Origin of the sequence: Halomonas ventosae, assembly GCF_004363555.1 — a bacterium.
GTDB classification, from domain to species: Bacteria; Pseudomonadota; Gammaproteobacteria; order Pseudomonadales; family Halomonadaceae; genus Halomonas; species Halomonas ventosae.
In genome coordinates this window covers 32,974-59,281 of sequence record NZ_SNZJ01000012.1, presented here as the reverse complement: position 1 = coordinate 59,281, position 26,308 = coordinate 32,974, and the positions used below count along the sequence as shown (strand labels likewise).

The window sequence follows — 26,308 nt, the reverse complement described above, 5'->3', positions numbered from 1 at the left end:
ACCGGCGACAAAAAAATCCTGCACGGCGGGACCCGTTACCCTTGCATCGCCGAAGGAATCCGGTACCATACGCCTCGCCTGCCCAGATGGCGGAATTGGTAGACGCGCTAGCTTCAGGTGCTAGTGTCCTTACGGACGTGGAGGTTCAAGTCCTCTTCTGGGCACCATCGGTATCCATCAGGCCGGATATCAGGGAGTAAGCTCCCACGCTCTTTGTCAGCTCGGATCGCTCGTGTTCGCCCAGGTGGCGGAATTGGTAGACGCGCTAGCTTCAGGTGCTAGTGTCCTTATGGACGTGGAGGTTCAAGTCCTCTCCTGGGCACCATCGCTCAAGCGATGGCCGCGAACACGACGACAGCATGATGCGCCCAGGTGGCGGAATTGGTAGACGCGCTAGCTTCAGGTGCTAGTATCCTTACGGATGTGGAGGTTCAAGTCCTCTCCTGGGCACCACTACTTATCGCGTCATGCAGACGAGTCCACATTGCAGCCCCACAGGAAACCGCGACGCCAAGTTCGCGGTTTTTTTGTGCGCGCCGTTCAGAAGCGGCCGGGCAGCCTGGACACGGCCTCGAGCCCCCAGCCCGCGGTCTCCACCTCGGCCTCGATTGCCGCAGCGGCCGCCTCGGGCAGCTGCGGGAAGAAGTCCAGGCCGGTGCGCGCCTCCAGCTGATCGATGCTGACCAGGAAGTCGTCCAGCGGCTCGTCGCCCGCCACCCCCTGCGGCATCAGGAAGGCCAGGGCACGCGGCTCCTCGCCCGGCACCACCAGGATCTTGTAGAAGGCCTCGGGCACCTCCACCAGGCCGACCCGATTGAGCACGTTGTCCCGGAACGACGCCGGGAAGACCGGGCCGGTGATCACCTGGAGGGTACCGAAGCGTGGCACGAAGCGATCCATCACCACCTCTTCCAGGCGTTGCCAGAGGCGCCGGTTGAGCTCGGGCCGCTGGGGCGACATGTTGCTCATCAGGAAGGTATCGCGCTGCGCCGCCCTGCCGTGGACCGCAGCGATGGCGTAGTTGGGGGCGAGATGCCCCCGGTCATAGCCGCTGCCGAAGTAGCTGTCCGGCGCGACCGGCCACAGGGCCCGCCAGTCGCGCTGGAAGTCGGGGCGCGGCCCGGCGCCGGGATCCTCGACCTGGTGCAGCACATAGCTGACCCACAGCGGATTGACCCGCACGTCGGACCACCCCACCAGGAAGCCGTCGTTGCGCAGCACGCGATGGAAGCTCAGCGGCGTGAGCTCCTGCCAGGTGGTGACGCCCTGCCAGCTGAGCCCGTCACGCAGCTCGCGCTCCTGGAAGTGCCAGAGCCCGGTGGCCACGGCCACGAACAGCGCCGTGATAGCGAAGCGACGCACCTGGCGGCGCCAGCGGTTGGCGACGCGCCTTCGTCTTGCTGCCATGCCTGGCCCTTCCCTGTCCGATCATGCGGCGGGCACGCGGCCCGTGCCCTGCCTCACCAGCCCAGCGAGAACATGGTCTCCAGGTCGTGACGGGAGTGGACCTGCATGGCATTGAGCGTCTCGGTGTCGCGAATGCCCTCGACGGCATTGAGGCGACCGGTCACCAGCTCGGCCAGGCTCTCGAAGTCACGGGTGCGCGCGATGGCCACCAGGTCATAGCGGCCACAGGTGGAATAGACTTCGCTGATGCCCTCGACATCGGCCAGCCGCTCGGCCACGGCCTTCACCTGCCCCTTCTCGGCATTGATCAGAATCACCGCGTTCTGCATCGGACTTCTCCCTGTTCTGGGCGCTTGCGCGCACGTCTCGTTCTGCACCCGACCGGGCGGCCGCCGCAGCTGGCGCGAGTATAGCAGCGCCATCGAGGTCGCTGAACCGAGGAGCCGCCCGCGAATCCCGGGGCTCGCCCCCATGGCCGGGGCCTGTGCGGCGGATTGCCGCACTGGCCCCGGCCGGTTCGCGATCCCCCCACCAGTTTACTACCATTGGTTGGACGAACTCCGCAGGGACGCGCCTGTCGGATCAAGAGGTGGCGCGACCACCCGCCAAGAAGAAACGGGCACCCGAATGCCCACCGTGACCCCCAGACCCACCGTGATGACAAGGAGAGACCATGGCCGACCATAGCCGTCGTGACTTCATGCGCAACAGCCTGCTGGGCCTTGCCGCCCTGCCCCTCGGCGCCGGCATCCTGTCGAAGAGCGCCTTCGCCCAGGACCTGCCGCGTCTCGACCCGAGCGCCGAACAGGCCCAGGCCCTGAACTACGTCGAGAACGCCAGCGACGCCAGCGACCACCCGGCCTACGAGGAAGGCGAGCAGTGCGACAACTGCATGTTCTATCAGGCCGACAGCCAAGGCTGCCAGCTGTTCCCGCAGAACAGCGTCGAGCCGGGCGGCTGGTGCCAGTCCTGGACAGCCCAGGCCTGACCCGCCCTCACAGGAAGCAAGAGGGAATCCGAGACCCGCGCCATGGCGCGGGTCTCGTCGTTAGAACGCCTCAGTCACGGCGGTCCTCCTCGGGCAGGGGCCAGTGGTAGCGGCGCACCACCTCCTCGTCCTGCACCGACTCCAGCCGAACCGGGAAGCCCCACAGCTGGTGGAGGTGGCGGATGACCGGGTAGACGCTGCGCGCCAGCGGACGCCGACTGTCCTGGACGTGGCGCAGGGTCAGCGACCGGTCACCGCGGATATCCGCGGAGTAGACCTGGATATTGGGTTCGCGCACGGCCAGGGCGTACTGGGTGGCGAGGGACTCGCGGATGCGCCGATAGCCGCGCTCATCGTGGATCGCCGCCACCTCCAGCATCTCCTCCTGGTCGTCGTCGACCACCATGAACAGCTTGAGGTCGCGGATCACCTTGGGCGACAGGAACTGCTGGATGAAGGATTCGTCCTTGAAGTTCTTCATGGCGAACTCCAGGGTCTCCCGCCAGTCGCCGCCGGCGGTGTCGGGAAACCACTGCCGGTCCTCCTCCGTCGGCGCCTCGCAGATGCGCCGCAGGTCGGTGAAGATGGCGAAGCCCAGCGCATAGGGGTTGATGCCGCTGAAGTAGGGGCTGTCGAAGGCCGGCTGGTTGACCACCGCGGTATGCGACTGCAGGAACTCCAGCATCAGCCCTTCATCCACCATGCCCTCCTCATAGAGCCGGTTCATCAGGGTGTAGTGCCAGAAGGTCGCCCAGCCCTCGTTCATCACCTGAGTCTGGCGCTGGGGGTAGAAGTACTGGGCCAGCTTGCGCACGATGCGCACCACCTCGCGCTGCCAGGGGGCCAGCAGCGGAGCGTTCTTCTCGATGAAGTAGAGCAGGTTCTCCTGGGGCTCCGGGGGATAGCGGCCGCCCTCGTGAAGGCCCAGCGGGTCTTCCTCGTCGGCCATGCCGGGCAGGGCATCCCCGCGCGGGCGCCCCGGGATGGTGCGCCACAGGGTGTTGACCTGGGCCTGGAGGTGCGCCTCGCGCTCCTTCTGACGCCGCGCCTCTTCGGCGGCCGAGACCGGCGAGGGGCGCTTGTAGCGGTCGACGCCGTAGTTCTGCAGGGCGTGGCAGGCATCCAGCAGCTGCTCCACCGCGGCCACGCCGTGGCGCTCCTCGCACTCGCTGATGTACTTCCGGGCGAACACCAGGTAGTCGACGATGGAGGAGGCATCCGTCCAGGTACGGAACAGGTAGTTGCCCTTGAAGAAGGAGTTGTGGCCATAGCAGGCGTGAGCCATGACCAGCACCTGCATCATCAGGGTGTTCTCCTCCATCAGGTAGGCGATACAGGGGTCGGAGTTGATCACCAGCTCATAGGCGAGCCCCATCTGGCCGCGTCGATAGGCCTGCTCGACGGCCAGGAACTGCTTGCCGAAGGACCAGTGGTGATAGCCCACCGGCATGCCCACGCTGGCATAGGCATCCATCATCTGCTCGGTGGTGATGACCTCGATCTGGTTGGGATAGGTATCCAGGCGATACTCGTCCGCCAGGCGCGCAATCTCCTCCTCGAAGGCGTCGAGGATCTCGAAGTTCCAGTCGGAACCGGTGGCGATGGGCTTGCGTCGGGTCATACTGCCTCCTCGGGCCGCCTGATCTGGTCGTCAAGTGCCGGCAATGCGGCGCTTGAACAGCTCGCGGAAGACCGGATAGATGTCCCCGGCCTCGACGATCTGGCGCATGGCGAAGCGCTCGGCATACTCGGCCTCCACCCGCTCGTACTCCTCCCACAGCGCCTGGTGGGCATGCGGGGTGATCTCCACGTAGGTGAAGTACTGCAGCCTTGGCATCAGGCGCTCGACGAGCAGGTCGCGACAGGTGATGGAGTCGTCGTCCCAGTTGTCGCCGTCCGAGGCCTGCGCCACGTAGAGGTTCCACTGCCCGGGCGGGTAGCGGGCCTCGATGATCTCGTCGACCAGCGTCAGGGCGCTGGAGACGATGGTGCCGCCGGTCTCTCGGGAGTAGAAGAACTCCTCCTCGTCGACCTCCTTGGCCGCGGTATGGTGGCGCACGAAGACCAGCTCGACCTTCTCGTAGTTGCGCTCGAGGAAGAGGTAGAGGAGCAGGAAGAAGCGCTTGGCGATGTCCTTGTGGGCCTGAGTCATGGAGCCCGAGACATCCATCACGCAGAACATCACCGCCTTGCTCGAGGGCTGCGGCTGGTCGACCAGGTTGTTGTAGCGCAGGTCGTAGGTATCGATGAAGGGCACCGCCTCCAGGCGCTTCTCCAGACGCTCGATCTCCGCCTTGAGCTCGGTGATGCGCGCCGGGTTGCGCAGCACCGGGTCCTTGCGCTCCTCATCGGCCAGCGCCTCCATGGCCTCGCGCAGGGCCCGGCGGATCGGCGCCCGCATGGCGATCCGCCGGGCCTGGGCCTCACGCATGGAGCGCACGATATTGATGCGTGCCGGCACCCCCTCCTTCGACACCCCGGCACGCACCGGGCGCACCTCGTCGAGGTCCACCAGGTTCTTGCGCTCCAGGTGGGGCAGTTCCAGGCCGTCGAAGACGAAGTCGAGGAACTCCTCGCGACTCAGGGTGAAGGCGAACTCGTCCATGCCCTCGCCCTGATTGGAGGCGCCCCCCTCCCCGGCACCGTCGCCCCCGCCTCCGCCGCCGGGGCGGCGCAGCCGATCCCCCTCGACGAACTCCTTGTTGCCCGGCGCAACGATGGCGCGCTTGCCCCCCGGGCCGTGCTGGAAGACCGGCTCGGAGATGTCCCGGGAAGGAATCGAGACCTTCTCGCCGCGCTCCATGTCGGTGATCGAGCGCCGGTTCACCGCCTCCTCGACCGACCGCTTGATATGGGTGCGGTAGCGGTTGAGGAAGCGCTGGCGATTGACCGCGCTCTTGTGCTTGGCATTGGCTCGACGATCGATGAAATAGGTCATGACGACCTCCTCGGCCTACTGCGACTTGCGGACCCGCAGGTACCACTCGGAGAGCAGGCGCACCTGCTTCTCGGTGTAGCCGCGGTCGACCATGCGTGCCACGAAGTCCTCGTGCTTCTTCTGGTCTGCCGTCGAGGCCTTGGCGTTGAAGGAGATCACCGGCAGCAGCTCCTCGGTGTTGGCGAACATCTTGTGCTCGATCACCCCCCGCAGCTTCTCGTAGGACTGCCAGCTGGGGTTCATGCCGTTGTTCTGGGCACGCGCCCGCAGCACGAAGTTGACCACCTCGTGGCGGAAGTCCTTGGGGTTGGAAATGCCGGCCGGCTTCTCGATCTTCTCCAGCTCCTCGTTGAGGGCCTGGCGGTCGAGGAACTCGCCGGTCTCGGGGTCGCGATACTCCTGGTCCTGGATCCAGAAGTCGGCGTAGGTGACGTAGCGGTCGAAGATGTTCTGACCGTACTCGGAATAGGACTCGAGGTAGGCCGTCTGGATCTCCTTGCCGATGAAGTCGACGTAGCGCGGGGCCAGGAACTCCTTGATGAAGCGCAGGTAGCGCTCGAAGGTCTCCCGCGGGAGCTGTTCCTGTTCCAGGCGCTGCTCGAGCACGTAGAGCAGGTGGACCGGGTTGGCCGCCACCTCGTGGTTATCGAAGTTGAACACCTTGGAGAGGATCTTGAAGGCGAAGCGCGTCGACAGCCCCTCCATCCCCTCGTCGACCCCGGCCGCATCGCGGTACTCCTGGATCGACTTGGCCTTGGGGTCGGTATCCTTGAGGTTCTCACCATCATAGACCCGCATCTTGGAGTAGATGCTCGAGTTCTCCGGCTCCTTGAGCCGCGAGAGCACCGAGAACTGGGCGAGCATGCGCAGGGTATCCGGCGCGCAGGGCGCCTCGGCCAGCGAGGAGTGCTCGAGCAGCTTCCTGTAGATGTTGATCTCCTCGGTGACCCGCAGGCAGTAGGGCACCTTGACGATGTAGACCCGGTCGAGGAAGGCCTCGTTGTTGCGGTTGTTGCGGAAGGTCTGCCACTCGCTCTCGTTGGAGTGGGCCAGCACCACGCCGTCGAAGGGGATCGCGCCCATGCCCTCGGTGGGGTTGTAGTTGCCCTCCTGGGTCGCCGTCAGCAACGGATGCAGCACCTTGATCGGCGCCTTGAACATCTCGACGAACTCCATCAGCCCCTGGTTGGCCCGGCACAGCCCGCCGGAGAAGCTGTAGGCGTCCGGGTCGTCCTGGGAGTAGAGCTCGAGCTGGCGAATATCCACCTTGCCCACCAGCGAGGAGATGTCCTGGTTGTTCTCGTCGCCGGGCTCGGTCTTGGAGATGGCGACCTGGTTGAGCCGCGAGGGGTAGAGGCGCACCACCCGGAACTGGGAGATATCACCACCATACTCCTTGAGGCGCTTGGCGGCCCAGGGCGACATCACGCTCTTGAGGTAGCGCTGGGGGATGCCGTACTCCTTCTCCAGCAGTTCGCCATCCTCCTCCGGGGAGAACAGGCCCAGCGGCGACTCGTAGACGGGCGAGTCCTTGATGGCATAGAAGGGAACCTTCTCCATCAGCAGCTTGAGCCGCTCGGCCAGGGATGACTTGCCGCCACCCACCGGGCCGAGCAGGTAGAGGATCTGCTTGCGCTCCTCGAGGCCCTGGGCGGCATGACGGAAGTAGGCGACGATCTGCTCGATGGCCTCTTCCATGCCGTAGAACTCGGCGAAGGCCGGATAGCGACGGATCACCTTGTTGGAGAAGATGCGGGACAGCCGCGGATCCTTCGCGGTATCGATCACCTCTGGCTCGCCGATGGCCTCCAGCATCCGCTCGGCCGCCGTGGCATAGGCCACGGGCTCCCGGCGGCAGAGTTCCAGGTACTCCTGCAGGCTCATCTCTTCCTGCTGGACGCGAGCGAAGCGGTTCTGCACATGATCGAAGATGCTCATCGATGCCTCCTGTATGCCCGGTTCCCCGGCCACTCAGACAGGGTGGCGACAGGCCGGGGGTGGGTCTCATCAGCGTAGACAGCATCAGCGGATAACGGTTTGCCTCACCAATCAACGCAGCCGAGCCCTCACCACTGAGAGCCCGGCGAGCACCACTGGGTTCATGAGGAATCGCGAAAGATTAAACGCTGAAACGACGCTGCCCGCCGGCGGCGGCCGACGGACAGCGGATGGCGGGCGGGAGCAGGCGGCCGACAACGTGGCCGCGACGGGGTCAGAGCCGAGCGGCCAGCCGGGTTCCCTGCTCGATGGCCCGGCGGGCATCGAGCTCCGCCGCCTCATCGGCACCGCCGATGACATGCACGGCCACGCCGGCCGCCTGGAGCGGCGCAAGCAGCTCACGCACCGGCTCCTGGCCGGCGCAGACCACCACGGTATCGACCTCGAGACAGCGCGGCTCGCCATCGAGGCGGAGATGCAGTCCCTCGTCGTCGATGCCGAGATACTCGCAGCCGACCAGCGTCTCGACCCCGCGATGCCGGAGCGAGGCCCGGTGCACCCAGCCGGTGGTCTTGCCGAGCCCCTTGCCCGGCCTGCTGGTCTTGCGCTGCAGCAGGACGACCTGGCGAGGCGTCGCGGGACGCTCGGCCGGCTTGAGGCCACCGCGATGCGCCACGCCCAGGTCCACCCCCCACTCGTCGCACCAGGCCGCGACCGATGGCGCGGTGTCGCCGGCGTGGGTCAGCAGTTCCGCCACGTCGAAGCCGATCCCCCCGGCGCCGATGATCGCCACGCGCCGGCCGACCCGTTCGGGATGGGTGATCGCCGTCGGGTAACCGATGACCTTCGGGTGGTCGATGCCCGGCAGCGCGAGCCGGCGCGGCCGCACGCCGGTGGCCAGCACCACCGCATCGAAGTCGCGCAGCGTCTGGACATCCGCCTCGGTCCCCAGGCGCACCGTGACGCCCAGCCTGTCGAGCCTCACCCGGTAATAGCGCAGGGTCTCGTCGAACTCCTCCTTGCCGGGAATCCGCCGCGCATGGTTGAACTGGCCGCCCAGCTCCGCTGCTCGCTCGAACAGTGTCACGGCATGGCCGCGCTCGGCGGCGGTAACCGCGGTGGCAAGCCCGGCGGGGCCGCCGCCCACCACGGCGATCGCCTGCGGCGCAGCGGCCGGGGCGACCACCAGCTCCGTCTCGTGGCAGGCACGCGGATTGACCAGGCAGGAGGTCACCTTCCCCAGGAAGACCTGGTCCAGGCAGGCCTGGTTGCAGGCGATGCAGGTATTGATCTCCTCGCTGCGCCCCGCGGCGGCCTTGCTCACCCAGGCCGGGTCGGCCAGGAAGGGGCGCGCCATGGAGACCATGTCGGCATGCCCCTCGGCAAGCACCCGCTCCGCCACCTCCGGCATGTTGATGCGGTTGGTGGTGATCAGCGGCACCCTGAGCTCGGCCTTCATGCGCCGCGTCACCTCGGTGAAGGCGGCCCGAGGCACGCTGGTGACGATGGTCGGGACGCGCGCCTCGTGCCAGCCGATGCCGGTGTTGATCATGTCGGCCCCGGCGGCCTCGAGGGCGCGCCCCAGGGCGACGACCTCCTCGAAGGTGCTGCCCTCCTCCACCAGGTCGATCATCGACAGCCGGAAGATCAGCAGAAAGTCGCTCCCCACCGCCTCACGGATGCGCTTCACGATCTCCACCGGGAAGCGGAGGCGGTTCTCGAGGCTGCCGCCCCAGGCATCGTCGCGATGGTTGGTGCGCGGACAGATGAACTGGTTGATCAGGTAACCCTCCGACCCCATCACCTCGACCCCGTCGTAGCCGGCCTCCCGGGCCAGGGTGGCGCAGCGCACGTAGGCCTCGATGCGCGCCTCGACCTCGTCGCCGGAGAGCTCCCGGGGCACGAAGGGGTTGATGGGGGCCTGGAGTGCCGAGGGTGCCACCAGCTCCGGCGTGTAGGCATAGCGCCCGGCGTGCAGGATCTGCAGGCAGATGCGCCCACCGGCCTCGTGCACGGCCTCGACCACCCCACGGTGGTCCGCCACCTGCTCGGCGCGCTCGAGGGTCGCTGCCCCCTCGAAGACGGCGCCCTCCGGAAGGGGGGCGATGCCGCCGGTGACGATCAGCCCGACCCCCTCCCGGGCCCGCTCGGCATAGAAGGCCGCCAGCCGCGTGAAGCCGCCGGACGCCTCCTCGAGGTTGGTGTGCATGGAGCCCATCAGCACCCGGTTGGGCAGCGTCAGGTGGCCGACCCTCAGGGGGCGGAACAGCTGGGGATAAGCACTCACGGCAGGGTCCTCACGGTCGGAACGGCGATCGAATTCAAACAACTGTATGATATTCGAGCCGGATGACGCAAAGGATCATCGCCCCATGATAGCGGGGAGCGGGAGGGAAAGCCTGGCGCCAACGAGACAGCCCCGAGGCCTGGAAGGCCTCGGGGCTGAAGAATTCGACTGCAGATGGCGGACCGGACGGGACTCGAACCCGCGACCTCCGGCGTGACAGGCCGGCATTCTAACCAACTGAACTACCGGTCCGCGTGGTGGGTGATACCGGACTCGAACCAGTGACCCCCAGCATGTGAGGCTGGTGCTCTAACCAACTGAGCTAATCACCCACGCGTTACTGCAAGCTTGCTGCTGCCGTCATGCCATCGTGGCGGACCGGACGGGACTCGAACCCGCGACCTCCGGCGTGACAGGCCGGCATTCTAACCAACTGAACTACCGGTCCGCAAGATGACCTGCGACGGGGAAGACGATGGCGGACCGGACGGGACTCGAACCCGCGACCTCCGGCGTGACAGGCCGGCATTCTAACCAACTGAACTACCGGTCCGCTGCAATCTTCCTGCGACATGATCGGGCATCGCCGAGGCGATGGTGGGTGGTACAGGGTTCGAACCTGTGACCCCCAGCTTGTAAGGCTGGTGCTCTCCCAGCTGAGCTAACCACCCCCGGTCACGTGGCGCTGCATTCTACAGGGGCCCCGACCAATGTCAACGCTTTTCGCATCGCCCCGACGCGCGCCTCATGAACGAAGAACCATCGCCCTTTCATCGACTTGCCCGCATCGCCCGCAGTGCGGGAGTTTCAGGCGTAGGCGGTCATGAAGGCGGCGATCGCCGCCGCCCCCTCGTCGATCAGTTGCGCCTGGGTCCTGCCCGAGGCGCGCTGCGGCTTCCAGTCATGGTCGCCATCCTCGAGCCAGTGAAGCCGCGCCGTGTCGGGGAGCGAATAGCCCGCCACCTCGTCACGCGTCCCGAAGGGGTCGCGACTGCCCTGCACCACCAGGGTCGGACAGCCCAGCAGCGGCCAGTGGGAGAGCCGCAGGCGCTCGGGCTTGCCGGGCGGATGGAAGGGGTAGCCGCACAGCACCAGGCCGGGAGCACCGTCGCGGGCCGCGAGCAGGCTGGCGACACGCCCGCCCATCGACTTGCCCCCCAGCCAGGGTGGCGGAAGGTCGCGGTGCGACACGCTGTCGCACCAGCGGACCAGTTCATCGACCAGTCGGTCGACCCTGGGTGGCGGCCGACGCCGGCCTTCGCGGCGCATCTGCTGCAGGTAGGCGAACTCGAAAGCCAGTGTCTGCACCCCCACTACGGCCAGCGCCTCGCGCAACCGTTGCAGAAAGGTTGAATCCTGCCCCGCACCGGCGCCGTGAGCCATCATCAGCCGGCCCACCCGACACTCGCCACGCACTTCCAGGGGGCCGAGGCCCTCGATGTTCCCGCCACCGGGCTCGCCATCCCGCAGCAACCGGTGGAGGGACTGGCGATCGATAGGCGGCAAATCCCGACAAGAATGGTCTGACAATTTCAGCCCCTTCGCGTTCATGAATCAACACATTGGCGTGTTCAGCTTGTCGCACGCCTGCGCTAGAATCGGCGGTGGTTATAGACCTGCATCATCCTGCGGAGGTCGCCCCGAGGCAGAATGCCGCGGGAAACCCCCAAACCGCGTTCGATGGGATCCTGACATGAGCACAGCATTTGAACACCCGACCTACAACTACAAGGTAGTTCGGCAGTTCGCGATCATGACGGTGGTGTGGGGCATCGTGGGCATGACCCTCGGTGTCATCCTTGCCGCACAGCTGGTATGGCCGGAACTGAACCTGGGACTGCCGTGGACGAGCTTCGGCCGCCTGCGCCCCCTTCACACAAACGCCGTGATCTTCGCCTTCGGCGGCTCGGCACTGTTCGCCACCTCCTACTACGTGGTGCAGCGGACCTGCCAGACGCGGCTGTTCGGCGACAAGCTGGCGGCCTTCACCTTCTGGGGCTGGCAGGCGGTGATCGTCTCCGCAGTGGTCTCGCTGCCACTGGGCTACACCACCACCAAGGAGTATGCCGAGCTGGAGTGGCCGATCAACATCCTGATCGCCGTGGTCTGGATCAGCTATGCCATCGTCTTCCTGGGCACCATCAAGCTGCGCAAGACCTCCCACATCTACGTGGCCAACTGGTTCTTCGCCGCCTTCATCCTGACCGTGGCGGTGCTGCACATCGTCAACAACGCCGCCATCCCGGTCACCCCCATGTACTCGACCTCCATCTACGCCGGCGCCATCGACGCCATGGTGCAGTGGTGGTACGGCCACAACGCGGTGGGCTTCTTCCTGACCGCCGGCTTCCTGGGGATGATGTACTACTTCGTGCCCAAGCAGGCCGAGCGTCCGGTCTACTCCTACCGGCTGTCCATCGTCCACTTCTGGGCGCTGATCATGGTCTACATGTGGGCCGGCCCGCACCACCTGCACTACACCGCCCTGCCCAACTGGGCCCAGTCGCTGGGCATGATCATGTCGATCATCCTGCTGGCCCCCTCCTGGGGCGGCATGATCAACGGCATGATGACCCTCTCTGGCGCCTGGCATAAGCTGCGCACCGACCCGACCCTGCGCTTCCTGGTGGTGGCCCTCTCCTTCTACGGCATGTCCACCTTCGAGGGGCCGATGATGGCGGTGAAGACCGTCAACGCCCTCTCCCACTACACCGACTGGACCATCGGCCACGTGCATGCCGGCGCCCTGGGCTGGGTGGCGATGATCACCATCGGCTCCATGTACCACCTGATCCCGCGCCTGTTCGGCCGCACCGAGATGCACTCGGTCAACCTGATCGCCGTGCACTTCTGGCTGGCGACCATCGGCACCGTGCTCTACATCGCCGCCATGTGGGTCAACGGCATCCTGCAGGGCCTGATGTGGCGCGCCATCAACCCCGACGGCACCCTGATGTACACCTTCGTCGAATCCGTGGAGGCCAGCGGCCCGGGCTACATCGTGCGCCTGATCGGCGGCCTGTGCTGGGTCACCGGCATGCTGATCATGGCCTTCAACGTCTTCATGACTGTCCGGCGCGGCGAAGGCGCCCGTCAGCCGATTCCGCAGACTGCCTGAGCCAACGGGGAAACCGACACCAATGAGACACGAGATCGTCGAAAAGAACGTCGGCCTGCTTGCCGTACTGATCCTGGTGGTGATCAGTTTCGGCGGCCTGGCCGAGGTCGTGCCGCTGTTCTTCCAGAAGCAGACGACCGAACCCGTCGAGGGGCTCGAGCCGCTCTCCGCACTGGAACTGGAGGGCCGCGACATCTACCGCCGGGAGGGCTGCGTCGGCTGCCACTCGCAGATGGTCAGACCCTTCCGCGCCGAGACCGAGCGCTATGGCCACTACAGCGTGGCCGGCGAGTCGGTCTACGACCACAACTTCCTGTGGGGCTCCAAGCGCACCGGGCCTGACCTGGCCCGCGTCGGCGGCCGCTACAGCGACGACTGGCATCGCGCCCACCTCTACAACCCGCGTGACGTGGTGCCGGAGTCGGTCATGCCCGCCTACCCGTGGCTGTTCGAGAACACCCTGGATGGCGAGGACACGCCGAAGAAGATGCGCGCCCTGCGGGCCCTCGGCGTGCCCTATACCGACGAGCAGATCGAGAACGCCACCCGCGAGGTGCGCGGCGAGCAGGAGATCACCGCGCTGGTCGCCTATCTGCAACAGCTTGGCACCGTGCTCGAGGGCACACGCTGACTATGGATACCGGGACCTTTCGCGGCATCATCACGGGCATCCTGATCATCGCCTTCATCGGGCTCACCCTGTGGGCCTACTCGAAGCGACGCAAGAAGGACTTCGACGAGGCAAAGAACCTGCCCTTCGCCGACGAGGATGATGCACCGGCGAACCGTGACACGAGCGCCTCGCGCGAGACCGATTCCCGCCATGACAGGGGAGACAGGAACACATGAATAATCTTTGGGGTGACTCCCTTTCCGGCTTCTGGAGCGCCTGGATCATCGTCATCACGCTGGGCTCCATCGGGATTGCCTTCTGGCTGCTCTACGCCAACCGCAAGACCGACAAGACCCCCGATGCCGAGGGCAACGTGGATACCACCGGCCATGCCGCCGACGGCATCGAGGAGTACGACAACCCGCTGCCCCGCTGGTGGTTCCAGCTCTATGTGGGCACGGTGATCTTCGCCCTGGGCTACCTGGTGCTCTACCCGGGCCTGGGCAACTTCGCCGGCGTGCTGGGGTGGAGCCAGGAGAGCCAGTGGGAGGAGGAGGTGGCCCGTGCCGAGGAGCGCTTCGCCCCGATCTTTGCCCAGTACCAGGAGGTCCCGATCCCGGAACTGGCCAGGGACGGCGAGGCCATGCAGGTCGCCGAGCGCATCTACCTCAACAACTGCGCGGTCTGCCACGGCTCAGGGGCCCAGGGGGGCTATGGCTTCCCCAACCTGACCGATGACGCCTGGCTCTATGGTGGCGAGCCGGAGAACATCGTCCATACCATCGCCAACGGCCGCAACGGCCTGATGCCCTCCTGGCAGCAGCTGGGCAGCGAGAACATCGAGAACGTCACCCAGCACGTGCTGTCGCTCTCCGGCAACGCCGAGGACGAACAGCGCGCCGAGCAGGGTGCCCCGGTGTTCGCATCGGTGTGCGCCGCCTGCCACATGCCCGACGGCACCGGCAACCAGGCGCTGGGCGCCCCCAACCTGACCGACGATGCCTGGCTCTACCAGGCACCCGGCCAGTCGCTGGGCGACTCGGTGCGCCAGACCCTGCGCAACGGCCGCAATGGCCACATGCCGGCCCAGGCCGCCTATATCGGCGAGGACAAGGTCCACCTCGTCGCCGCCTACGTCTACAGCCTGCGCTTCGAGGACTGAGACAAGCGCCTCGGGCTTTGAAGGGTGCGGCCTCCGGTCGCACCCTTTCTCGTTATGCGGCCAGCTCGATACAATGGACGCACCCGCAGCGGCCCCCGGCCCTGCCCCTCCCTGCCAGCCGTGAGCCTGCCATGAGCGAGAAGATCCCGACCCGCGATGTCACCCCGGATCCCGTGGAGCATCACACGCCCCAGGAAGCGGTCACCCAGCACATGTACGCCAGCCGGCGCCATATCTACGTGCGCGAGATCAAGGGCGTCTTCCAGCGCCTGCGCCGCACGTCCAACTGGGCCCTGATGCTGGCCTTCTTCCTGCTGCCCTGGGTGCCCTGGGGGGATCGCCCGGCGATCTGGTTCGACCTGCCGGGCCGCGAGTTCCACATCTTCTCGGCGACCTTCTATCCCCAGGAGTTCATGCTGCTCTCCTGGCTGCTGATCATCTGCGCCTTCGGGCTTTTCTTCATTACGGTGTTCGCCGGCCGCGTCTGGTGCGGCTACACCTGCCCGCAGAGCGTCTGGACCTTCCTGTTCATCTGGGTCGAGCATCGCCTGGAGGGGTCACGCAACCGCCGCATCAAGCTCGACAAGCAGCCGATGACCGCCGACAAGCTGTGGCGCAAGTCCGCCAAGCACGCCATCTGGCTGCTGGTCGCCCTGGCCACCGGGGTCACCTTTGTCGGCTACTTCACCCCCATCCGCGACCTGGTGGTGGAGCTGCCGACCCTCGAGGCCCACGGCTGGTCCTACTTCTGGGTCGGCTTCTTCGTGGTCTTCACCTACCTCAATGCCGGCTGGCTGCGCGAGCAGGTGTGCATCTACATGTGCCCCTATGCCCGCTTCCAGTCGGTGATGTTCGACCGCGACACCCTGATCGTCTCCTACGACACCGCTCGCGGCGAGCCGCGCGGACCGCGCAAGAAGAGCCTCAGCCATGAGCAGGCCCTTGCCGCCGGACACGGCGACTGCATCGACTGCGACCTCTGCGTGCAGGTCTGCCCCACCGGCATCGATATCCGCGACGGCCTCCAGTACGAGTGCATCACCTGCGCGGCCTGCATCGACGCCTGCGACAGCGTGATGGACAAGATGGGCTATCCCCGCGGCCTGATCCGCTACACCACCGAGAACGCCCTGGAGGGCAAGCCGACGCACATCCTGCGCCCGCGCCTGATGGGCTACCTGGCCGCCCTGCTGGTGATGATCGGCGTCTTCGCCTGGGCGGTGGCGGACCGCACGCCCCTGGGCTTCGACGTGGAGCGTGAGCGCACCCGGCTCTTCCAGACGACCGCCGACGGCCGCATCAGCAACGTCTACACCCTGACGGTGCGCAACCTCGACAAGCAGGCGCATGTCTACCGGCTGGAGGCCTCCGGCCTGCCCGGTCTGACCCTGGACACCCATGAGGTCAGCGTGCCGGCCGGCGACTCTCGCCAGCTGGTGGTCCAGGCCAGCGTGCCCCCCGGGGCCATCGACCGGCCCAGCGCCGAGATCATCCTGCGGCTGGAAGCGCAGGATGCCGACATCGCCATCGAGCGCGACAGCCGCTTCATAGGAGAGACCCGCTGATGAGCGCGGAACACGAGAGCATCCCGCCCTGGTACAAGCAGTTCTGGCCCTGGTTCCTGATCGGCCTGCTGGCCTCTTCGGTGACCTTCAGCCTGGTCTACCTGACCCTGTCGATCCGCTACTATGACGGCTCGGTGGGCGGTGACTACTACAAGCAGGGCCTGGCCATCAACGAGCAGCTGGCCAAGCAGGAGCATGCCCGGGCGCTGGGCCTGGAGGCGGTGATGCGCGCCGACGCCCGCACCGGCGACATCGTCGTCGACCTGCAGGGGGAGCGCCGTCCCGAGCGCCTTCACCTGGCCCTGGTCTTTCCCACCGACAGCCACCGTGACCGCTCGCTGACCCTCGAGCACGTCCGCGGCGGGCGCTACGTGGGCATGATCGACGAACCGCTGAACTACCGCTGGTATCTGCAGCTGCAGCCCACCGAGGGCCGGGACGCCGAATGGCGCCTGACCGGCGAGGCCCGCTTCCCCAGCGACGACGAGATCGCCCTGGTACCCGGCCTCTAGGGCCGTCCGACGAGACGCCATGACCCATAGTCCCCAGACGCCTGACGCGGCCCCGGACTGCTACCACTGCGGCAGCCGGGTGCCGGCGGGTGCGCCCTGGTCGATCACCCTGGACGACGCCCGCCACCCGCTCTGCTGCCCCGGCTGCGAGGCCGTGGCCCATGCCATCGTCGATGGCGGCCTGGCGAGCTACTACCGCTTCCGCACCGAGCTGCCCGAGCGTCCGGACGACCGCCAGGCGGCCCGGGCCGAGACCTGGGCGGTATTCGACGACCCGGGGCTGCAGGCGCGCTTCGTGCACCCCGAGGGGGACGACGGGACCGTGCATGCCACCCTGGCCGTGGACGGCATCACCTGTGCGGCCTGTGCCTGGCTGATCGAGCACCGCCTCAATGCCCTGGAGGGGATCACCGCCAGCGCCGTCAACCTCACCCATCACCGACTGCGGGTCAGCTGGGATCCCGAGCGGGTCGCCCTGTCGCGGATCCTCGCCGAGATGGCCGCCATCGGCTACCCGGCCCAGCCCTGGGAGCCCGATGCCGCCCAGCAGCGCCTGCAGCACGAGGAGCGCATGAACGTGCGCCGCCTGATCGTCGCCGCCGTGGGCATGATGCAGGTGATGATGTTCTCGATCCCCATCTACGTGGCCGGCCCCGACGAGATCAGCGCCGACTTCCTCGCCCTCTTCCACTGGCTCTCCTTCGCCCTGGCCACCCCGGTGGTGCTCTTCTCGGCCCAGCCCTTCTTCCGCAACGCCCTGCGCGACCTCCAGACCCGGGTACTGGGCATGGACGTGACGGTATCGCTGGCCATCGGCGGCGCCTACCTGGCCAGCGGCTATGCGGTGATCGCCGGCCACGGCGACGTCTATTTCGACTCGGTGGCCATGTTTACCTTCTTCCTGCTCTTCGGTCGCTACGTGGAGGGCCGCGCCCGACGCCGCAGCGGCCACAGCGGCAACGCCCTGTCCGGCGCCCTGCCCCTCTCGGCGACCCGCCTCACCGATTCGGGCGAGGAGCGCATCCTGCCCGCCAGCGAGCTTGCCGCCGGCGACCGGGTGCTGGTCAAGCCCGGCCATGGCGTGCCGGCCGACGGGGTGATCGAGGCCGGCGAGTCGAGCCTCGACGAGTCCATGCTCACCGGGGAGTACCTGCCGGTGACCCGCGGGGTCGGCGACCGCGTGACCGGCGGCAGCCAGAACATCGAGAGCCCCTTGACGGTGCGCGTCACCCATGCCGGCAATGATGCCCGGGTCGCCAGCATCGTCGACCTCACCGACCGCGCCTTCGCCAGCCGGCCTCGCATCGCCCAGCTGGCGGCGCGCATGGCCCACCACTTCGTGTTGCAGGTGCTGATCATCTCGGTCGGGGTGGCGGTCGCCTGGTGGTTCATCGACCCGGACCGGATGCTCTGGGTCACCCTGTCGGTGCTGGTGGTCACCTGTCCCTGTGCCCTGGCGCTGGCCACCCCCACGGCCTTGACCGCCGGCCATGGCCGCCTGCATCGCCGCGGCGTGCTGATCACCCGTGCCGATGCCCTGGAGACGCTGTCGCAGCTCGACCGGGTGATCTTCGACAAGACCGGCACCCTGACCAGCGGCGAGATGAGCCTGGTCGAGACCCGCCCGATCGGCGACCCGGACGGCCCACTCGATGCGGGCCGTGCGCGCCGCGTGGCAGCCGCCCTGGAGGCCCAGTCGGAACACCCCATCGCGCGGGCCTTTCGCCCCTTCCGCGAGGCCACCGTCGCGGCCAGGGACGTGCTCAGCCGCCCCGGACAGGGGCTGGAGGGCTGGATCGACGAGCAACGCTGGCGCCTCGGCAGGCCCGAGTTCGCCGCCCCCGAGGCCCCCCCGGCGCTGCCCGGCGAGGGGCAGTGGCTGCTGCTGGCCGAGGAGGGCCGACCGCGGGCCTGGTTCGCCCTCCATGACCGCCTGCGGGAGGACGCCCGGGAGACCGTCGAGGCCCTTCTGGAACGGGGCCTGGCGGTGGAGCTGCTCTCCGGCGACACCCCCTCGGCGGTGGCGGACATGGCCCGGCGCCTGGGCATCGACACCTGGCAGGCGGCGGCCTCCCCCGAGGAGAAGCTGGCCCGCCTCCAGGCCCTGCAGGCCGGCGGCGAACGGGTAGCGATGGTCGGCGACGGCATCAACGACGTGCCGGTGCTGGCCGGTGCCGACATCGCCATCGCCATGAACGGGGCCACCGACCTGGCCCGCACCCGCGCCGACGCCGTCTTGCTCGGCCCGCGCCTGGGGCGTATCGTCGAGGCCATCGAGACCGGCCGGGCCACCCGGCGCATCATCCGCCAGAACCTGACCTGGTCGCTGGTCTACAACGTCTCGGCGCTGCCCCTGGCGGCCATGGGCTTCGTGCCGCCGTGGCTGGCGGCCATCGGCATGTCGGCCAGCTCCCTGGTGGTCGTCGGCAATGCCCTGCGCCTGACCCGGGACGCCCCCTCACGACCGGTCGGCAGCGACACCCCCAGGCTGGTGAACGCATGAGCATCCTCTACCTGCTGATCCCCCTCTCGCTGATCCTGCTGGGGCTGGCCGTCTGGGCCTTCTTCTGGGCCGTCAAGCACGACCAGTTCGAGGACCTGGAAGGGCCCGCCTATCGCATCCTCTTCGACGAGGACGACAACGACCGCCCGAAGGACGAGCGGCGAAGCCCCGAGCGTGACGCCTCCTCCGACGACGAGGAACGCCGCGACTGATGGATCCCACCGGCCTCGACCTTCCCCCGCTGGCCGCCGCCTTCGTCTTCGGCCTGCTCGGTGGCGCCCACTGCATCGGCATGTGCGGAGGCATCATGAGCGCCCTGACCTTCGCCGTCCCGCCCAGCATGCGCAGCCCGGCACGCCTTTCCGGGCTGCTGCTGGGCTACAACCTGGGCCGGATTGCCAGCTACATGGTGGCCGGTGCCCTGGTCGCGGGACTCGGCACCCTGGTCGCCCTCACGCCACAGGCGCGCCTGGCCCTCCAGGTCCTGGCCGCGGTGATGCTGATCCTGATGGCCCTCTACATCGCCGACTGGTGGAAGGGACTGCTGCGGGTCGAGGCCCTGGGGCGACGGCTCTGGACGCACCTCGAGCCGCTGGGGCGCCGCCTGATGCCGGTGGTCAGGGTGCCCCAGGCGGTCGCCCTGGGGGCGGTCTGGGGCTGGCTGCCCTGCGGGCTGGTCTACTCCATGCTCGCCTGGAGCCTGGCCATCGCCGAGCCCTGGCGCGGCGCCGCCCTGATGGGCGCCTTCGGCCTCGGCACCCTGCCGGCCCTGCTGGCCACCGGCCTCGCCGCCCGCCAGCTCGGCACCCTGATCCGCCACCCGGCCACCCGCAGCATCGCGGCGCTGTCGATCATCGGCTTCGCCCTCTGGCAGCTGTGGACGCCGCTGCCCCTCTCGGCGGGCCACTGACCTCCTGCGTGAGTCCCCAAGGCTATTGCAGATCGATCTATCGCTCGAGGCTGATCCGGCGACAAGCCTACGAGGAGGCGCTGTGAACCCGTCCCTGGGCGCTACCGACGCCATCCATGGCGAAGGACCTCCTCTTCGGCTTGTCCCCGGCGCCCCTCCCTGAGCGAAACTGCGATAGCTCCTGCTTGAATCCCCGCTTCGCTTGACGCAGCTCAACGCGGTCCCCGGCGCTCGGCGCTAGCATGAAGGCACGTCCAACTTCCGGAGTGCCGTCCATGTCCGCTCGAGCCGTCGTCGACGACCGTCCCCGCGGCACCGCATCGCTGCGCGACGCGGGGGTGCTGCGTCGCCATGGTGCTGGCGGGCCGCGCTACACCAGCTACCCCCGTGCCGACAGCTTCACGACGACGTTCTCGGACGCGGACCTGACGACGGCCCTGGCACGCAGCAACGCCAGCGGGCGCGAGCTGTCGCTGTATGTGCACGTGCCCTTCTGCCGCCACAGCTGCCACCACTGCGCCTGTACCCGGGTGACAGAACAGAGCACCCGGCGCGCCGAGCCCTACCTGTCGCGACTCGACCGGGAGATGGTGCTGACCTCGCGCCACCTGGAGGGCTCACGGGAGGTGTCGCAGCTCCACTGGGGCGGTGGAACCCCGACCTTCCTGACCCTGGACCAGATGAGCGACCTGATCGACCGGCTCGACGCGCGCTTCGGGCTGTCGGGCTCGCGCCAGCGGGACTACAGCATCAAGGTCGACCCCCGGGACGCCGACGTCTTCACCCTGCGCCATCTCCAGGCGCTGGGCTTCAACCGCCTGAGCCTGTCGGTGCTGGACCTGGACCCGCGGGTCCAGCGCGCCATCAACCGCCACCAGCCCCGGGTGCTCACCGAGCAGCTGATCGACGAGGCCCACCGGCTGGGCTTCCGCTCCCTGGGCCTCGAGCTGGTCTATGGCCTGCCCGGTCAGACGCACGAGAGCGTCGCCGAGACCCTCGAGCAGGTGATCGCCATGGCACCGGCCCGCCTGTCGCTCTTCCCCTACGAGCACCGGCCGGAACGGTTCGCGGCCCAGCGCCGGATCCGGGTCGAGGAGCTGCCGCCACCGGGCGAGCGGCTGGCCATCCTCGACGTCGCCCTCGCGATGCTTGCCGAGGCCGGCTACGTGCATATCGGCATGGAACTCTTCGCCCGCCCCGAGGATCCGCTGGCCACGGCCCAGGCCAGGGGCCTGCTGTCGCGCAGCCTGAATGGCTACAGTGCCCTTGCCCCCGCTGACCACCTGGGCCTGGGGGTGGGCGCCCTCAGCCGGCTGGGCGGCATCGCCGCCCGCAACCCCCTGGCCCTCGCCGACTACGAGGCGCGACTCGATGCCGGCCGACTGCCGGTGGAGCGGGGCCTGCGACTGACCGACGATGACCGCCTGCGGGCCCGCGCCATCGAGCGCCTGATGTGCGACATGCGCCTCGACCTGGCCCTCCTCGGGCAGGAGTTCGACCTGGATGCGCCAGCCCACCTGCGCGATGCCCTCGCGCGGCTGGCGCCGGCCGAGCGGGACGGCCTGGTGAGGCGATCCGGACAGCGTCTCGAGGTCACGCCGGCGGGACGGCTGCTCGTCCACCGCCTGGCCGCGGCCTTCGATGCGCATGCCGCCTGACCGGCGCGGCGACTGGCAAGGCCCCCTGGCGCCAGGGAGTACCTCCTAAGGGATGCTTTGCCGGTGGACGACAATCCTCCATACTGTGGCCAGAGTCATCATTCATGGAGGAGAGCATGCCTGACACCGCGACCGGCAGGCGCCATTCACTGCTGAACGAGACACGCTGCCAGACGTGCAGCCTGAGCTCGCTCTGCCTGCCCCTGGCGCTCGAGGTTGAGGACATGGACCAGTTCGACGCCATCATCCGGCGCCGGGCGCCGCTCAAGAAGGGCGAGTCGCTGTTCCGCCAGGGCAGCCCCTTCACCAGCGTCTTCGCGGTGCGTTCCGGCAGCCTCAAGCAGGTGACCACCGAGGGCAGCGGCGAGGACCAGCTGACCAACTTCTACCTGCCCAGCGAACTGGTAGGCCTCGACGGCATCGACGAGGAGCGCTATCCCGGCACGGTCGTGGCCTTGGAGACCACCACCGTCTGCGAGATCCCCTTCGACCGTCTCGACGCCCTCTCCGAGTCGCTGCCCGAACTTCGGGGCCAGCTCTACCGCAGCATGAGCAAGGAGATGCGCGACGATCGCCGCATGATGCGCCTGCTGTCGCGCAAGACCGCCGACCAGCGGCTGGCCACCTTCTTCACCAGCCTCTCCGACCGCTTCCGCCGTCGCGGCTACTCCCCCTACAGCTTCCGGCTCTCCATGTCCCGGGCCGACATCGGCAACTATCTGGGACTGGCCGTCGAGACCGTCAGCCGCATCCTGGGCCGCTTCCAGTCACAGGGGCTGGTGGCCGTCTCCGGCCGCGAGGTGAACATCCTCGACCTGCAGGCGCTGATCGAGGTGGCCGAGGAGGAAGGGGCGAAGTAGCCGCCAAGCCGGCGACGCCCCCCCCCTTTGCCGTAATGCAGGAACCCCATCGGGCGAATGCCCGATGGGGTTCCTTGTTTCCTGGCGCCTGTTCCCTGTGGCTTGACGCTGACTTATTCGTTGAGGATATCGATGCGGTCGGCCTGCCTGCGTGCCTGCTTCTCCTCGAGGCCGGCGAAGTCGAAGAGCTCGCGGTCGGCCAGCTGCGAGGGTGCCACGTTGGTCACCGCCTTGAACATGCTCTCCAGGCGGCCGGGATGCCGCTTCTCCCAGTCGGCCAGCATCTCCTTGACCACCTGGCGCTGCAGGTTGGGCTGGGAGCCGCAGAGGTTGCAGGGAATGATCGGGAACTCCATCAGCCGGGCGAACTCGGCAATGTCCGCCTCGCGGCAATAGGCGAGCGGGCGGATGACCATGTTCCGACCATCGTCGGAGAGTAGCTTGGGCGGCATCGCCTTGAGGCTGCCGCCGAAGAACATGTTGAGGAACAGCGTCTCGAGGATGTCCTCGCGGTGGTGGCCCAGCGCCACCTTGGTGGCACCGATCTCCTCGGCGAAGCCGTAGAGCGAGCCCCGACGCAGCCGCGAGCAGAGCGCACAGGTGGTCTTGCCCTCGGGGGTCTTCTCCTTGACCACCGAGTAGGTGTCGCGCTCGAGGATATGGTACTCGACGCCGATGCCCTCCAGGTACTCGGGCAGCACGTGCTCCGGGAAGCCGGGCTGCTTCTGGTCGAGGTTCACCGCCACCAGCGAGAAGTCCACCGGCGCGTTGCGCTGCAGGTTACGCAGGATCTCCAGCAGGGTGTAGCTGTCCTTGCCGCCGGAGAGGCAGACCATCACCCGATCGCCCTCGTGGATCATGCCGTAGTCGATGATCGCATTGCCCACCTGGCGACGCAGGCGCTTCTGCAGCTTGTTGAACTCGCGCCTGCCACGGGCATCGAGGCCCTCGCGGGGCGATGCAGGCTCAGCGGGGTACGGGGCATCGGGTGCCAGGGTGTCACGGGGGTCGAACATCAGGGCGTCTTGCATGGTCTCGGGCGCTGCCTGGGCGGCTGGAAATGACGGCCGCCATCCTACCACCCTCGCCCTGGCCAGGCGAAGCGACTCGGGGATCAGCAGAGCCGCTCCGCCAGCATGGGACCTCGCGCCAGACGCAGATGGAGCAGGGCCGTGGTGACGGCATCGCCCAGGGCGGTGTGCCGCCCCATGACCGGCACCCCCAGGCGCTCGGCCACCTGCTCGAAGCGCGGCCGGATATCCAGCTCGGGATGGCTGCGGCGCAGCTGCCGCTGGTAGGTCTGGGCCACGTCGATGCCGGCATTGGGCAGGTCGAAGCCGAAGAGGGGGCGCAGGTAGCGGTTGAGCACGGCCAGGTCGAAGTCCAGGCACCAGCCGACCAGTGGGCGATTGCCGATGAAGTCCAGGAACTGCGTCAGGGCCTCCTCGACACCCGCGCCGTCGACCAGGTCGATGCCGCGCAGCCCGTGGATGCGGATCGAGTCGCCGCTGAGGCTCGCCGGCCGGGCCAGGCGCAGGTCCAGCGAGTCGCTGGTCAGGACGCGGTCGCCACGGATACGCACCGCCGCCAGCGAGACCAGCTCGGCGTGGCGGGTATCGAGCCCGGTGGTCTCGCAGTCGATGGCGACCATCTCGTCCCCGGTGTAGGGAGAGAAGAGCCAGCCATAGTCGCCGTGGGCCTGTCGTCGACGGTCGGCGGCGCGGCGCAGTGCCTTGAGCATGGGTGAACCTCCTGTCGTTGTTGTCATTCCCTGAGAGCGCCTTGCCTCACGAGTACTCGAGGTGGAAGCGATGCGACAGCCGCTGCTTGAAATCCTTGACGATATGCAGCGCCTCGCGCAGCAGGTCCCGCTCCAGCGAGGAGAGCTCCTGGACCACCACCCGGTCGGGCTCCTCGCCCCGGCCTTCCGGGTCATCGAGGCGTTCGAGCTGCTGGCGCAGGCGCAGCTCGGTGAACAGTGACAGGGCCTCCCCCAGGTCCTCGGCGAAGCGCTCCTCGAGACGGCCGTCGGCCACCAGCGCCTCGAGCCGGTCCAGGGTGGAGGTCGCGGTGATGCGACGCTCCAGCGCCAGGGTGCGCACCCCGTGGACGATGGGAAAGATGCCGCCCTTCTTGATGTCGACGCCGTGCTGCGGCTTCTTCAGCGACCCGAAGAGCGTCAGCGGCGTGGAGAAACGCAGCGCCGTGCGCGCGAAGTAGGAGAGCAGGATCTCGTCGCGGCTGCAGCGCTCGAAGAGTTCCTCGCGCAGCCGCTCGAGCAGGGCCGGGTTGCCGGCCACGGCGTGGGAATCGAGCATGATGGCCAGTCGCATCAGGCTCTCGCCATCGCGGCTCGCCGCCCACTGCGCGATGCGGCCGCGCCACTGGGTCTCGGTGCCTACCCATTCCGGGTTGGAGACCATGATGTTGCCCGGGCAAGGCGGGTAGCCCAGCTCGATCAGGGTCTCGGTGAGGCGCTGCATCTGCTCATGGCAGTCGGGCCACTCCAGGTCGTCGGCCAGTATCAGGCCGTTGTCCTGGTCGGTCTTGAGGATCTGCTCGCCGCGCCCCTCGCTGCCCATCACGATCAGGCAGCTGTCGGCGTGGTAGCGCTCGTCGATCAGAAAGCCCCAGGCCTTGTTCATGATGCGCCCGTTGAGGGCCGCCAGCAGCCCCATGGCGAAACGCAGCTTGACGCCCTGGGCCATCAGCGCACGCACCAGTTCCGGGGTACGGCGGCTGGCGGCGGCCAGCGCCTCGAGGCTGTTGGCCTGTTCCACCTGCAGGCTGACCACGTAGCTGCGGCTGGAGAAGTAGCTGAGCACGTCGGTGAGCTCCACCACCCCCACCGGCGCGTCGTCCTCCATCACCACCACCCGCTCCACCTTGAAGCGGGTCATCTGGACCAGCACCTCGAACAGGTACTGGCCCGGCGTCGCCTTCACGAGCGCGAAGTGGGCAACCGCCTGCACCGGGCTCTCCTGGGCCCGCCCCTCCAGCACCAGGGCATTGAGCAGGTCGGTCTTGGTGACCATGCCCGGCCCCGCCTCGCCCTGCACCAGCAGGCTGTCGGCATGACTTTCGTTCAGGGTGTGGACCGCCTCGGCGATGCTGGTCGTGCCCGCGACGAGCAGCGGGTCGCGCATGCATTCGCCGACCCGGGCGAGCATGAAGCCGGCCATGGTCACCCCGCCCTCCGCGCGGCGCTCGGTGAGCAGCCGGGTCTTCTGGGCGAGGCGCTGGCGGAAGAACTCGGAGAAGGCCGGATAGGCCTCGCAGAGCTGCTTGAACAGCCCCTTGGGCAGCAGGTAGCAGAGACACTCCTGCTCGGCTCGGAAGCGATAGCGGCTCTTGCCGTTGAGAATGCTGATGGCCCCGAAGAGGTCACCGGCAGTGTAGTGGCCGATGCGCGACTGGGCGCCAGGCAGGGTCGGGTCAAGCTCGGCGACCTCGCCCTTGTGGATCAGGAACACGTACTCCCCGGGCTGGCCCGCATCGAGGATGATCTCGTCACGGTCGAAGTAGGCCAGGTCGATGCCGCTGCGTACGCGCTCCCGCCCCTCCTCGTCGAGGAAGGTGAAAGGCGGCTGAGAGAGTTCTACATCGACCATGGGGCCGTCCTCGTTGCGCGGTGGTCACCACCCCGCGGGATAGGTGGAGCTTCCCTCCAGGGAGAATCCAAGATAGCAAAGTCGGGTTTCAGTAAATAACCTAGACAATCGTCCTATCCTGACGGCCTTAGACCATGGTCAAAGACCAGCTGAGGGCGTGCATTAACCACCGTGGATTTCGGGGCTATACCATCGTCCTATGCCCGCCTTCCCCGGCTCGCAACCTTGGGCACGACAC

22 protein-coding genes and 8 tRNA genes are annotated in these 26,308 nt (G+C 67.6%); 15 read left to right on the top strand and 15 right to left on the bottom strand.

Annotated features, from left to right (window positions below; genetic code table 11):
• Positions 1–80 precede the first annotated feature (80 nt).
• The 3 genes from DFP85_RS11430 to DFP85_RS11420 all read left to right on the top strand — a co-directional run bounded on the left by DFP85_RS11430 (position 81) and on the right by DFP85_RS11420 (position 453).
• Positions 81–167: transfer RNA gene (locus DFP85_RS11430), tRNA-Leu, on the top strand.
• 71 nt (positions 168–238) lie between these two features.
• Positions 239–325, top strand: a tRNA-Leu gene (locus DFP85_RS11425).
• Between the two features lie 41 nt (positions 326–366).
• Positions 367–453 (top strand) — tRNA-Leu (locus tag DFP85_RS11420).
• A gap of 87 nt (positions 454–540) precedes the next feature.
• Here the strand turns inward: DFP85_RS11420 and DFP85_RS11415 are convergent.
• Both DFP85_RS11415 and DFP85_RS11410 read right to left on the bottom strand, forming a co-directional pair.
• Positions 541–1,407, bottom strand: a complete 867-nt coding sequence (locus DFP85_RS11415; RefSeq protein ID WP_133636404.1) for a DNA/RNA non-specific endonuclease — start codon at positions 1,405–1,407, stop codon at positions 541–543.
• Between the two features lie 53 nt (positions 1,408–1,460).
• Complete coding sequence (locus DFP85_RS11410) at positions 1,461–1,736, bottom strand: Lrp/AsnC family transcriptional regulator (RefSeq protein ID WP_023004511.1); 276 nt, start codon at positions 1,734–1,736, stop codon at positions 1,461–1,463.
• Between the two features lie 344 nt (positions 1,737–2,080).
• Between DFP85_RS11410 and DFP85_RS11405 the strand changes: the two genes are divergently transcribed.
• Complete coding sequence (locus tag DFP85_RS11405) at positions 2,081–2,395, top strand: high-potential iron-sulfur protein (protein ID WP_133636403.1); 315 nt, start codon at positions 2,081–2,083, stop codon at positions 2,393–2,395.
• A gap of 70 nt (positions 2,396–2,465) precedes the next feature.
• On the opposite strand, the gene DFP85_RS11400 is transcribed toward DFP85_RS11405, so the two are convergent.
• The 10 genes from DFP85_RS11400 to DFP85_RS11355 all read right to left on the bottom strand — a co-directional run bounded on the left by DFP85_RS11400 (position 2,466) and on the right by DFP85_RS11355 (position 11,064).
• Positions 2,466–4,016 (bottom strand): SpoVR family protein, encoded by a 1,551-nt coding sequence (locus DFP85_RS11400; RefSeq protein WP_133636402.1) that lies wholly within the window; start codon positions 4,014–4,016, stop codon positions 2,466–2,468.
• Positions 4,017–4,046: 30 nt separating this feature from the next.
• Positions 4,047–5,333: a YeaH/YhbH family protein gene (locus DFP85_RS11395; protein ID WP_133636401.1), complete on the bottom strand. Its 1,287-nt coding sequence runs from the start codon at positions 5,331–5,333 to the stop codon at positions 4,047–4,049.
• A 15-nt stretch (positions 5,334–5,348) separates the two neighbouring features.
• Complete coding sequence (locus tag DFP85_RS11390) at positions 5,349–7,271, bottom strand: PrkA family serine protein kinase (protein ID WP_133636400.1); 1,923 nt, start codon at positions 7,269–7,271, stop codon at positions 5,349–5,351.
• Positions 7,272–7,545: 274 nt separating this feature from the next.
• A complete protein-coding gene (locus tag DFP85_RS11385) occupies positions 7,546–9,558 on the bottom strand; it encodes an NADPH-dependent 2,4-dienoyl-CoA reductase (protein ID WP_166644637.1) in 2,013 nt (670 codons plus the stop codon).
• Between the two features lie 175 nt (positions 9,559–9,733).
• A tRNA-Asp gene (locus DFP85_RS11380) sits at positions 9,734–9,810 on the bottom strand.
• Between the two features lie 3 nt (positions 9,811–9,813).
• Positions 9,814–9,890: transfer RNA gene (locus DFP85_RS11375), tRNA-Val, on the bottom strand.
• Positions 9,891–9,929: 39 nt separating this feature from the next.
• Positions 9,930–10,006: transfer RNA gene (locus tag DFP85_RS11370), tRNA-Asp, on the bottom strand.
• 28 nt (positions 10,007–10,034) lie between these two features.
• Positions 10,035–10,111 (bottom strand) — tRNA-Asp (locus DFP85_RS11365).
• A 42-nt stretch (positions 10,112–10,153) separates the two neighbouring features.
• Positions 10,154–10,229 (bottom strand) — tRNA-Val (locus tag DFP85_RS11360).
• A 136-nt stretch (positions 10,230–10,365) separates the two neighbouring features.
• The gene (locus DFP85_RS11355; protein ID WP_243737281.1) at positions 10,366–11,064 is read right to left on the bottom strand and encodes an alpha/beta family hydrolase; all 699 of its coding nucleotides are present in this window, start codon (positions 11,062–11,064) and stop codon (positions 10,366–10,368) included.
• A 187-nt stretch (positions 11,065–11,251) separates the two neighbouring features.
• Between DFP85_RS11355 and ccoN the strand changes: the two genes are divergently transcribed.
• The 11 genes from ccoN to fnr all read left to right on the top strand — a co-directional run bounded on the left by ccoN (position 11,252) and on the right by fnr (position 22,459).
• Positions 11,252–12,676 (top strand): cytochrome-c oxidase, cbb3-type subunit I, encoded by a 1,425-nt coding sequence (gene ccoN, locus DFP85_RS11350; RefSeq protein WP_133636398.1) that lies wholly within the window; start codon positions 11,252–11,254, stop codon positions 12,674–12,676.
• Between the two features lie 22 nt (positions 12,677–12,698).
• A complete protein-coding gene (ccoO, locus tag DFP85_RS11345; protein ID WP_133636397.1) occupies positions 12,699–13,307 on the top strand; it encodes a cytochrome-c oxidase, cbb3-type subunit II in 609 nt (202 codons plus the stop codon).
• A 2-nt stretch (positions 13,308–13,309) separates the two neighbouring features.
• Positions 13,310–13,525: a cbb3-type cytochrome oxidase subunit 3 gene (locus DFP85_RS11340; RefSeq protein WP_133636396.1), complete on the top strand. Its 216-nt coding sequence runs from the start codon at positions 13,310–13,312 to the stop codon at positions 13,523–13,525.
• Positions 13,522–14,451 (top strand): cytochrome-c oxidase, cbb3-type subunit III, encoded by a 930-nt coding sequence (gene ccoP / locus DFP85_RS11335; RefSeq protein ID WP_133636395.1) that lies wholly within the window; start codon positions 13,522–13,524, stop codon positions 14,449–14,451. Before DFP85_RS11340 ends, ccoP begins: the two co-directional genes overlap by 4 nt.
• A 131-nt stretch (positions 14,452–14,582) precedes the next feature.
• Positions 14,583–16,016 carry a cytochrome c oxidase accessory protein CcoG gene (gene ccoG / locus DFP85_RS11330; protein WP_133636394.1) on the top strand — a complete coding sequence of 478 codons (1,434 nt, stop codon included), beginning with the start codon at positions 14,583–14,585 and terminating at the stop codon, positions 16,014–16,016.
• Positions 16,016–16,528, top strand: a complete 513-nt coding sequence (locus tag DFP85_RS11325) for a FixH family protein (RefSeq protein ID WP_133636393.1) — start codon at positions 16,016–16,018, stop codon at positions 16,526–16,528. Before ccoG ends, DFP85_RS11325 begins: the two co-directional genes overlap by 1 nt.
• A gap of 19 nt (positions 16,529–16,547) precedes the next feature.
• Entirely contained in the window at positions 16,548–19,031 is a 2,484-nt protein-coding gene (locus tag DFP85_RS11320; RefSeq protein WP_133636392.1) for a heavy metal translocating P-type ATPase, read from the top strand.
• Entirely contained in the window at positions 19,028–19,243 is a 216-nt protein-coding gene (ccoS, locus tag DFP85_RS11315) for a cbb3-type cytochrome oxidase assembly protein CcoS (RefSeq protein ID WP_133636391.1), read from the top strand. Before DFP85_RS11320 ends, ccoS begins: the two co-directional genes overlap by 4 nt.
• On the top strand, positions 19,243–19,941 hold the full coding sequence (locus DFP85_RS11310) for a sulfite exporter TauE/SafE family protein (protein WP_133636390.1): 699 nt from the start codon (positions 19,243–19,245) through the stop codon (positions 19,939–19,941). The genes ccoS and DFP85_RS11310 overlap by 1 nt, the downstream gene beginning before the upstream one ends.
• Before the next feature lie 275 nt (positions 19,942–20,216).
• Positions 20,217–21,599, top strand: a complete 1,383-nt coding sequence (gene hemN, locus DFP85_RS11305; protein WP_243737280.1) for an oxygen-independent coproporphyrinogen III oxidase — start codon at positions 20,217–20,219, stop codon at positions 21,597–21,599.
• Positions 21,600–21,715: 116 nt separating this feature from the next.
• Positions 21,716–22,459: a fumarate/nitrate reduction transcriptional regulator Fnr gene (fnr, locus tag DFP85_RS11300; RefSeq protein WP_133636388.1), complete on the top strand. Its 744-nt coding sequence runs from the start codon at positions 21,716–21,718 to the stop codon at positions 22,457–22,459.
• Between the two features lie 113 nt (positions 22,460–22,572).
• Here the strand turns inward: fnr and ttcA are convergent, their stop codons facing one another.
• The 3 genes from ttcA to DFP85_RS11285 all read right to left on the bottom strand — a co-directional run bounded on the left by ttcA (position 22,573) and on the right by DFP85_RS11285 (position 26,070).
• Complete coding sequence (ttcA, locus tag DFP85_RS11295) at positions 22,573–23,490, bottom strand: tRNA 2-thiocytidine(32) synthetase TtcA (protein ID WP_133636387.1); 918 nt, start codon at positions 23,488–23,490, stop codon at positions 22,573–22,575.
• Between the two features lie 83 nt (positions 23,491–23,573).
• Complete coding sequence (locus DFP85_RS11290; protein ID WP_133636386.1) at positions 23,574–24,200, bottom strand: 3'-5' exonuclease; 627 nt, start codon at positions 24,198–24,200, stop codon at positions 23,574–23,576.
• 46 nt (positions 24,201–24,246) lie between these two features.
• Positions 24,247–26,070: a putative nucleotidyltransferase substrate binding domain-containing protein gene (locus DFP85_RS11285; protein ID WP_133636385.1), complete on the bottom strand. Its 1,824-nt coding sequence runs from the start codon at positions 26,068–26,070 to the stop codon at positions 24,247–24,249.
• Between the last annotated feature and the right edge of the window lie 238 nt (positions 26,071–26,308).

Bases quoted from the DNA above. Each gene is read 5' to 3' on its own strand.
- DFP85_RS11415 (WP_133636404.1), bottom strand. From the start codon at position 1,407: ATGGCAGCAAGACGAAGGCGCGTCGCCAACCGCTGGCGCCGCCAGGTG.
- DFP85_RS11410 (WP_023004511.1), bottom strand. From the start codon at position 1,736: ATGCAGAACGCGGTGATTCTGATCAATGCCGAGAAGGGGCAGGTGAAG.
- DFP85_RS11405 (WP_133636403.1), top strand. From the start codon at position 2,081: ATGGCCGACCATAGCCGTCGTGACTTCATGCGCAACAGCCTGCTGGGC.
- DFP85_RS11400 (WP_133636402.1), bottom strand. From the start codon at position 4,016: ATGACCCGACGCAAGCCCATCGCCACCGGTTCCGACTGGAACTTCGAG.
- DFP85_RS11395 (WP_133636401.1), bottom strand. From the start codon at position 5,333: ATGACCTATTTCATCGATCGTCGAGCCAATGCCAAGCACAAGAGCGCG.
- DFP85_RS11390 (WP_133636400.1), bottom strand. From the start codon at position 7,271: ATGAGCATCTTCGATCATGTGCAGAACCGCTTCGCTCGCGTCCAGCAG.
- ccoN (WP_133636398.1), top strand. From the start codon at position 11,252: ATGAGCACAGCATTTGAACACCCGACCTACAACTACAAGGTAGTTCGG.
- ccoO (WP_133636397.1), top strand. From the start codon at position 12,699: ATGAGACACGAGATCGTCGAAAAGAACGTCGGCCTGCTTGCCGTACTG.
- DFP85_RS11340 (WP_133636396.1), top strand. From the start codon at position 13,310: ATGGATACCGGGACCTTTCGCGGCATCATCACGGGCATCCTGATCATC.
- ccoP (WP_133636395.1), top strand. From the start codon at position 13,522: ATGAATAATCTTTGGGGTGACTCCCTTTCCGGCTTCTGGAGCGCCTGG.
- ccoG (WP_133636394.1), top strand. From the start codon at position 14,583: ATGAGCGAGAAGATCCCGACCCGCGATGTCACCCCGGATCCCGTGGAG.
- DFP85_RS11325 (WP_133636393.1), top strand. From the start codon at position 16,016: ATGAGCGCGGAACACGAGAGCATCCCGCCCTGGTACAAGCAGTTCTGG.
- DFP85_RS11320 (WP_133636392.1), top strand. From the start codon at position 16,548: ATGACCCATAGTCCCCAGACGCCTGACGCGGCCCCGGACTGCTACCAC.
- ccoS (WP_133636391.1), top strand. From the start codon at position 19,028: ATGAGCATCCTCTACCTGCTGATCCCCCTCTCGCTGATCCTGCTGGGG.
- DFP85_RS11310 (WP_133636390.1), top strand. From the start codon at position 19,243: ATGGATCCCACCGGCCTCGACCTTCCCCCGCTGGCCGCCGCCTTCGTC.
- hemN (WP_243737280.1), top strand. From the start codon at position 20,217: ATGTCCGCTCGAGCCGTCGTCGACGACCGTCCCCGCGGCACCGCATCG.
- fnr (WP_133636388.1), top strand. From the start codon at position 21,716: ATGCCTGACACCGCGACCGGCAGGCGCCATTCACTGCTGAACGAGACA.
- ttcA (WP_133636387.1), bottom strand. From the start codon at position 23,490: ATGCAAGACGCCCTGATGTTCGACCCCCGTGACACCCTGGCACCCGAT.
- DFP85_RS11290 (WP_133636386.1), bottom strand. From the start codon at position 24,200: ATGCTCAAGGCACTGCGCCGCGCCGCCGACCGTCGACGACAGGCCCAC.
- DFP85_RS11285 (WP_133636385.1), bottom strand. From the start codon at position 26,070: ATGGTCGATGTAGAACTCTCTCAGCCGCCTTTCACCTTCCTCGACGAG.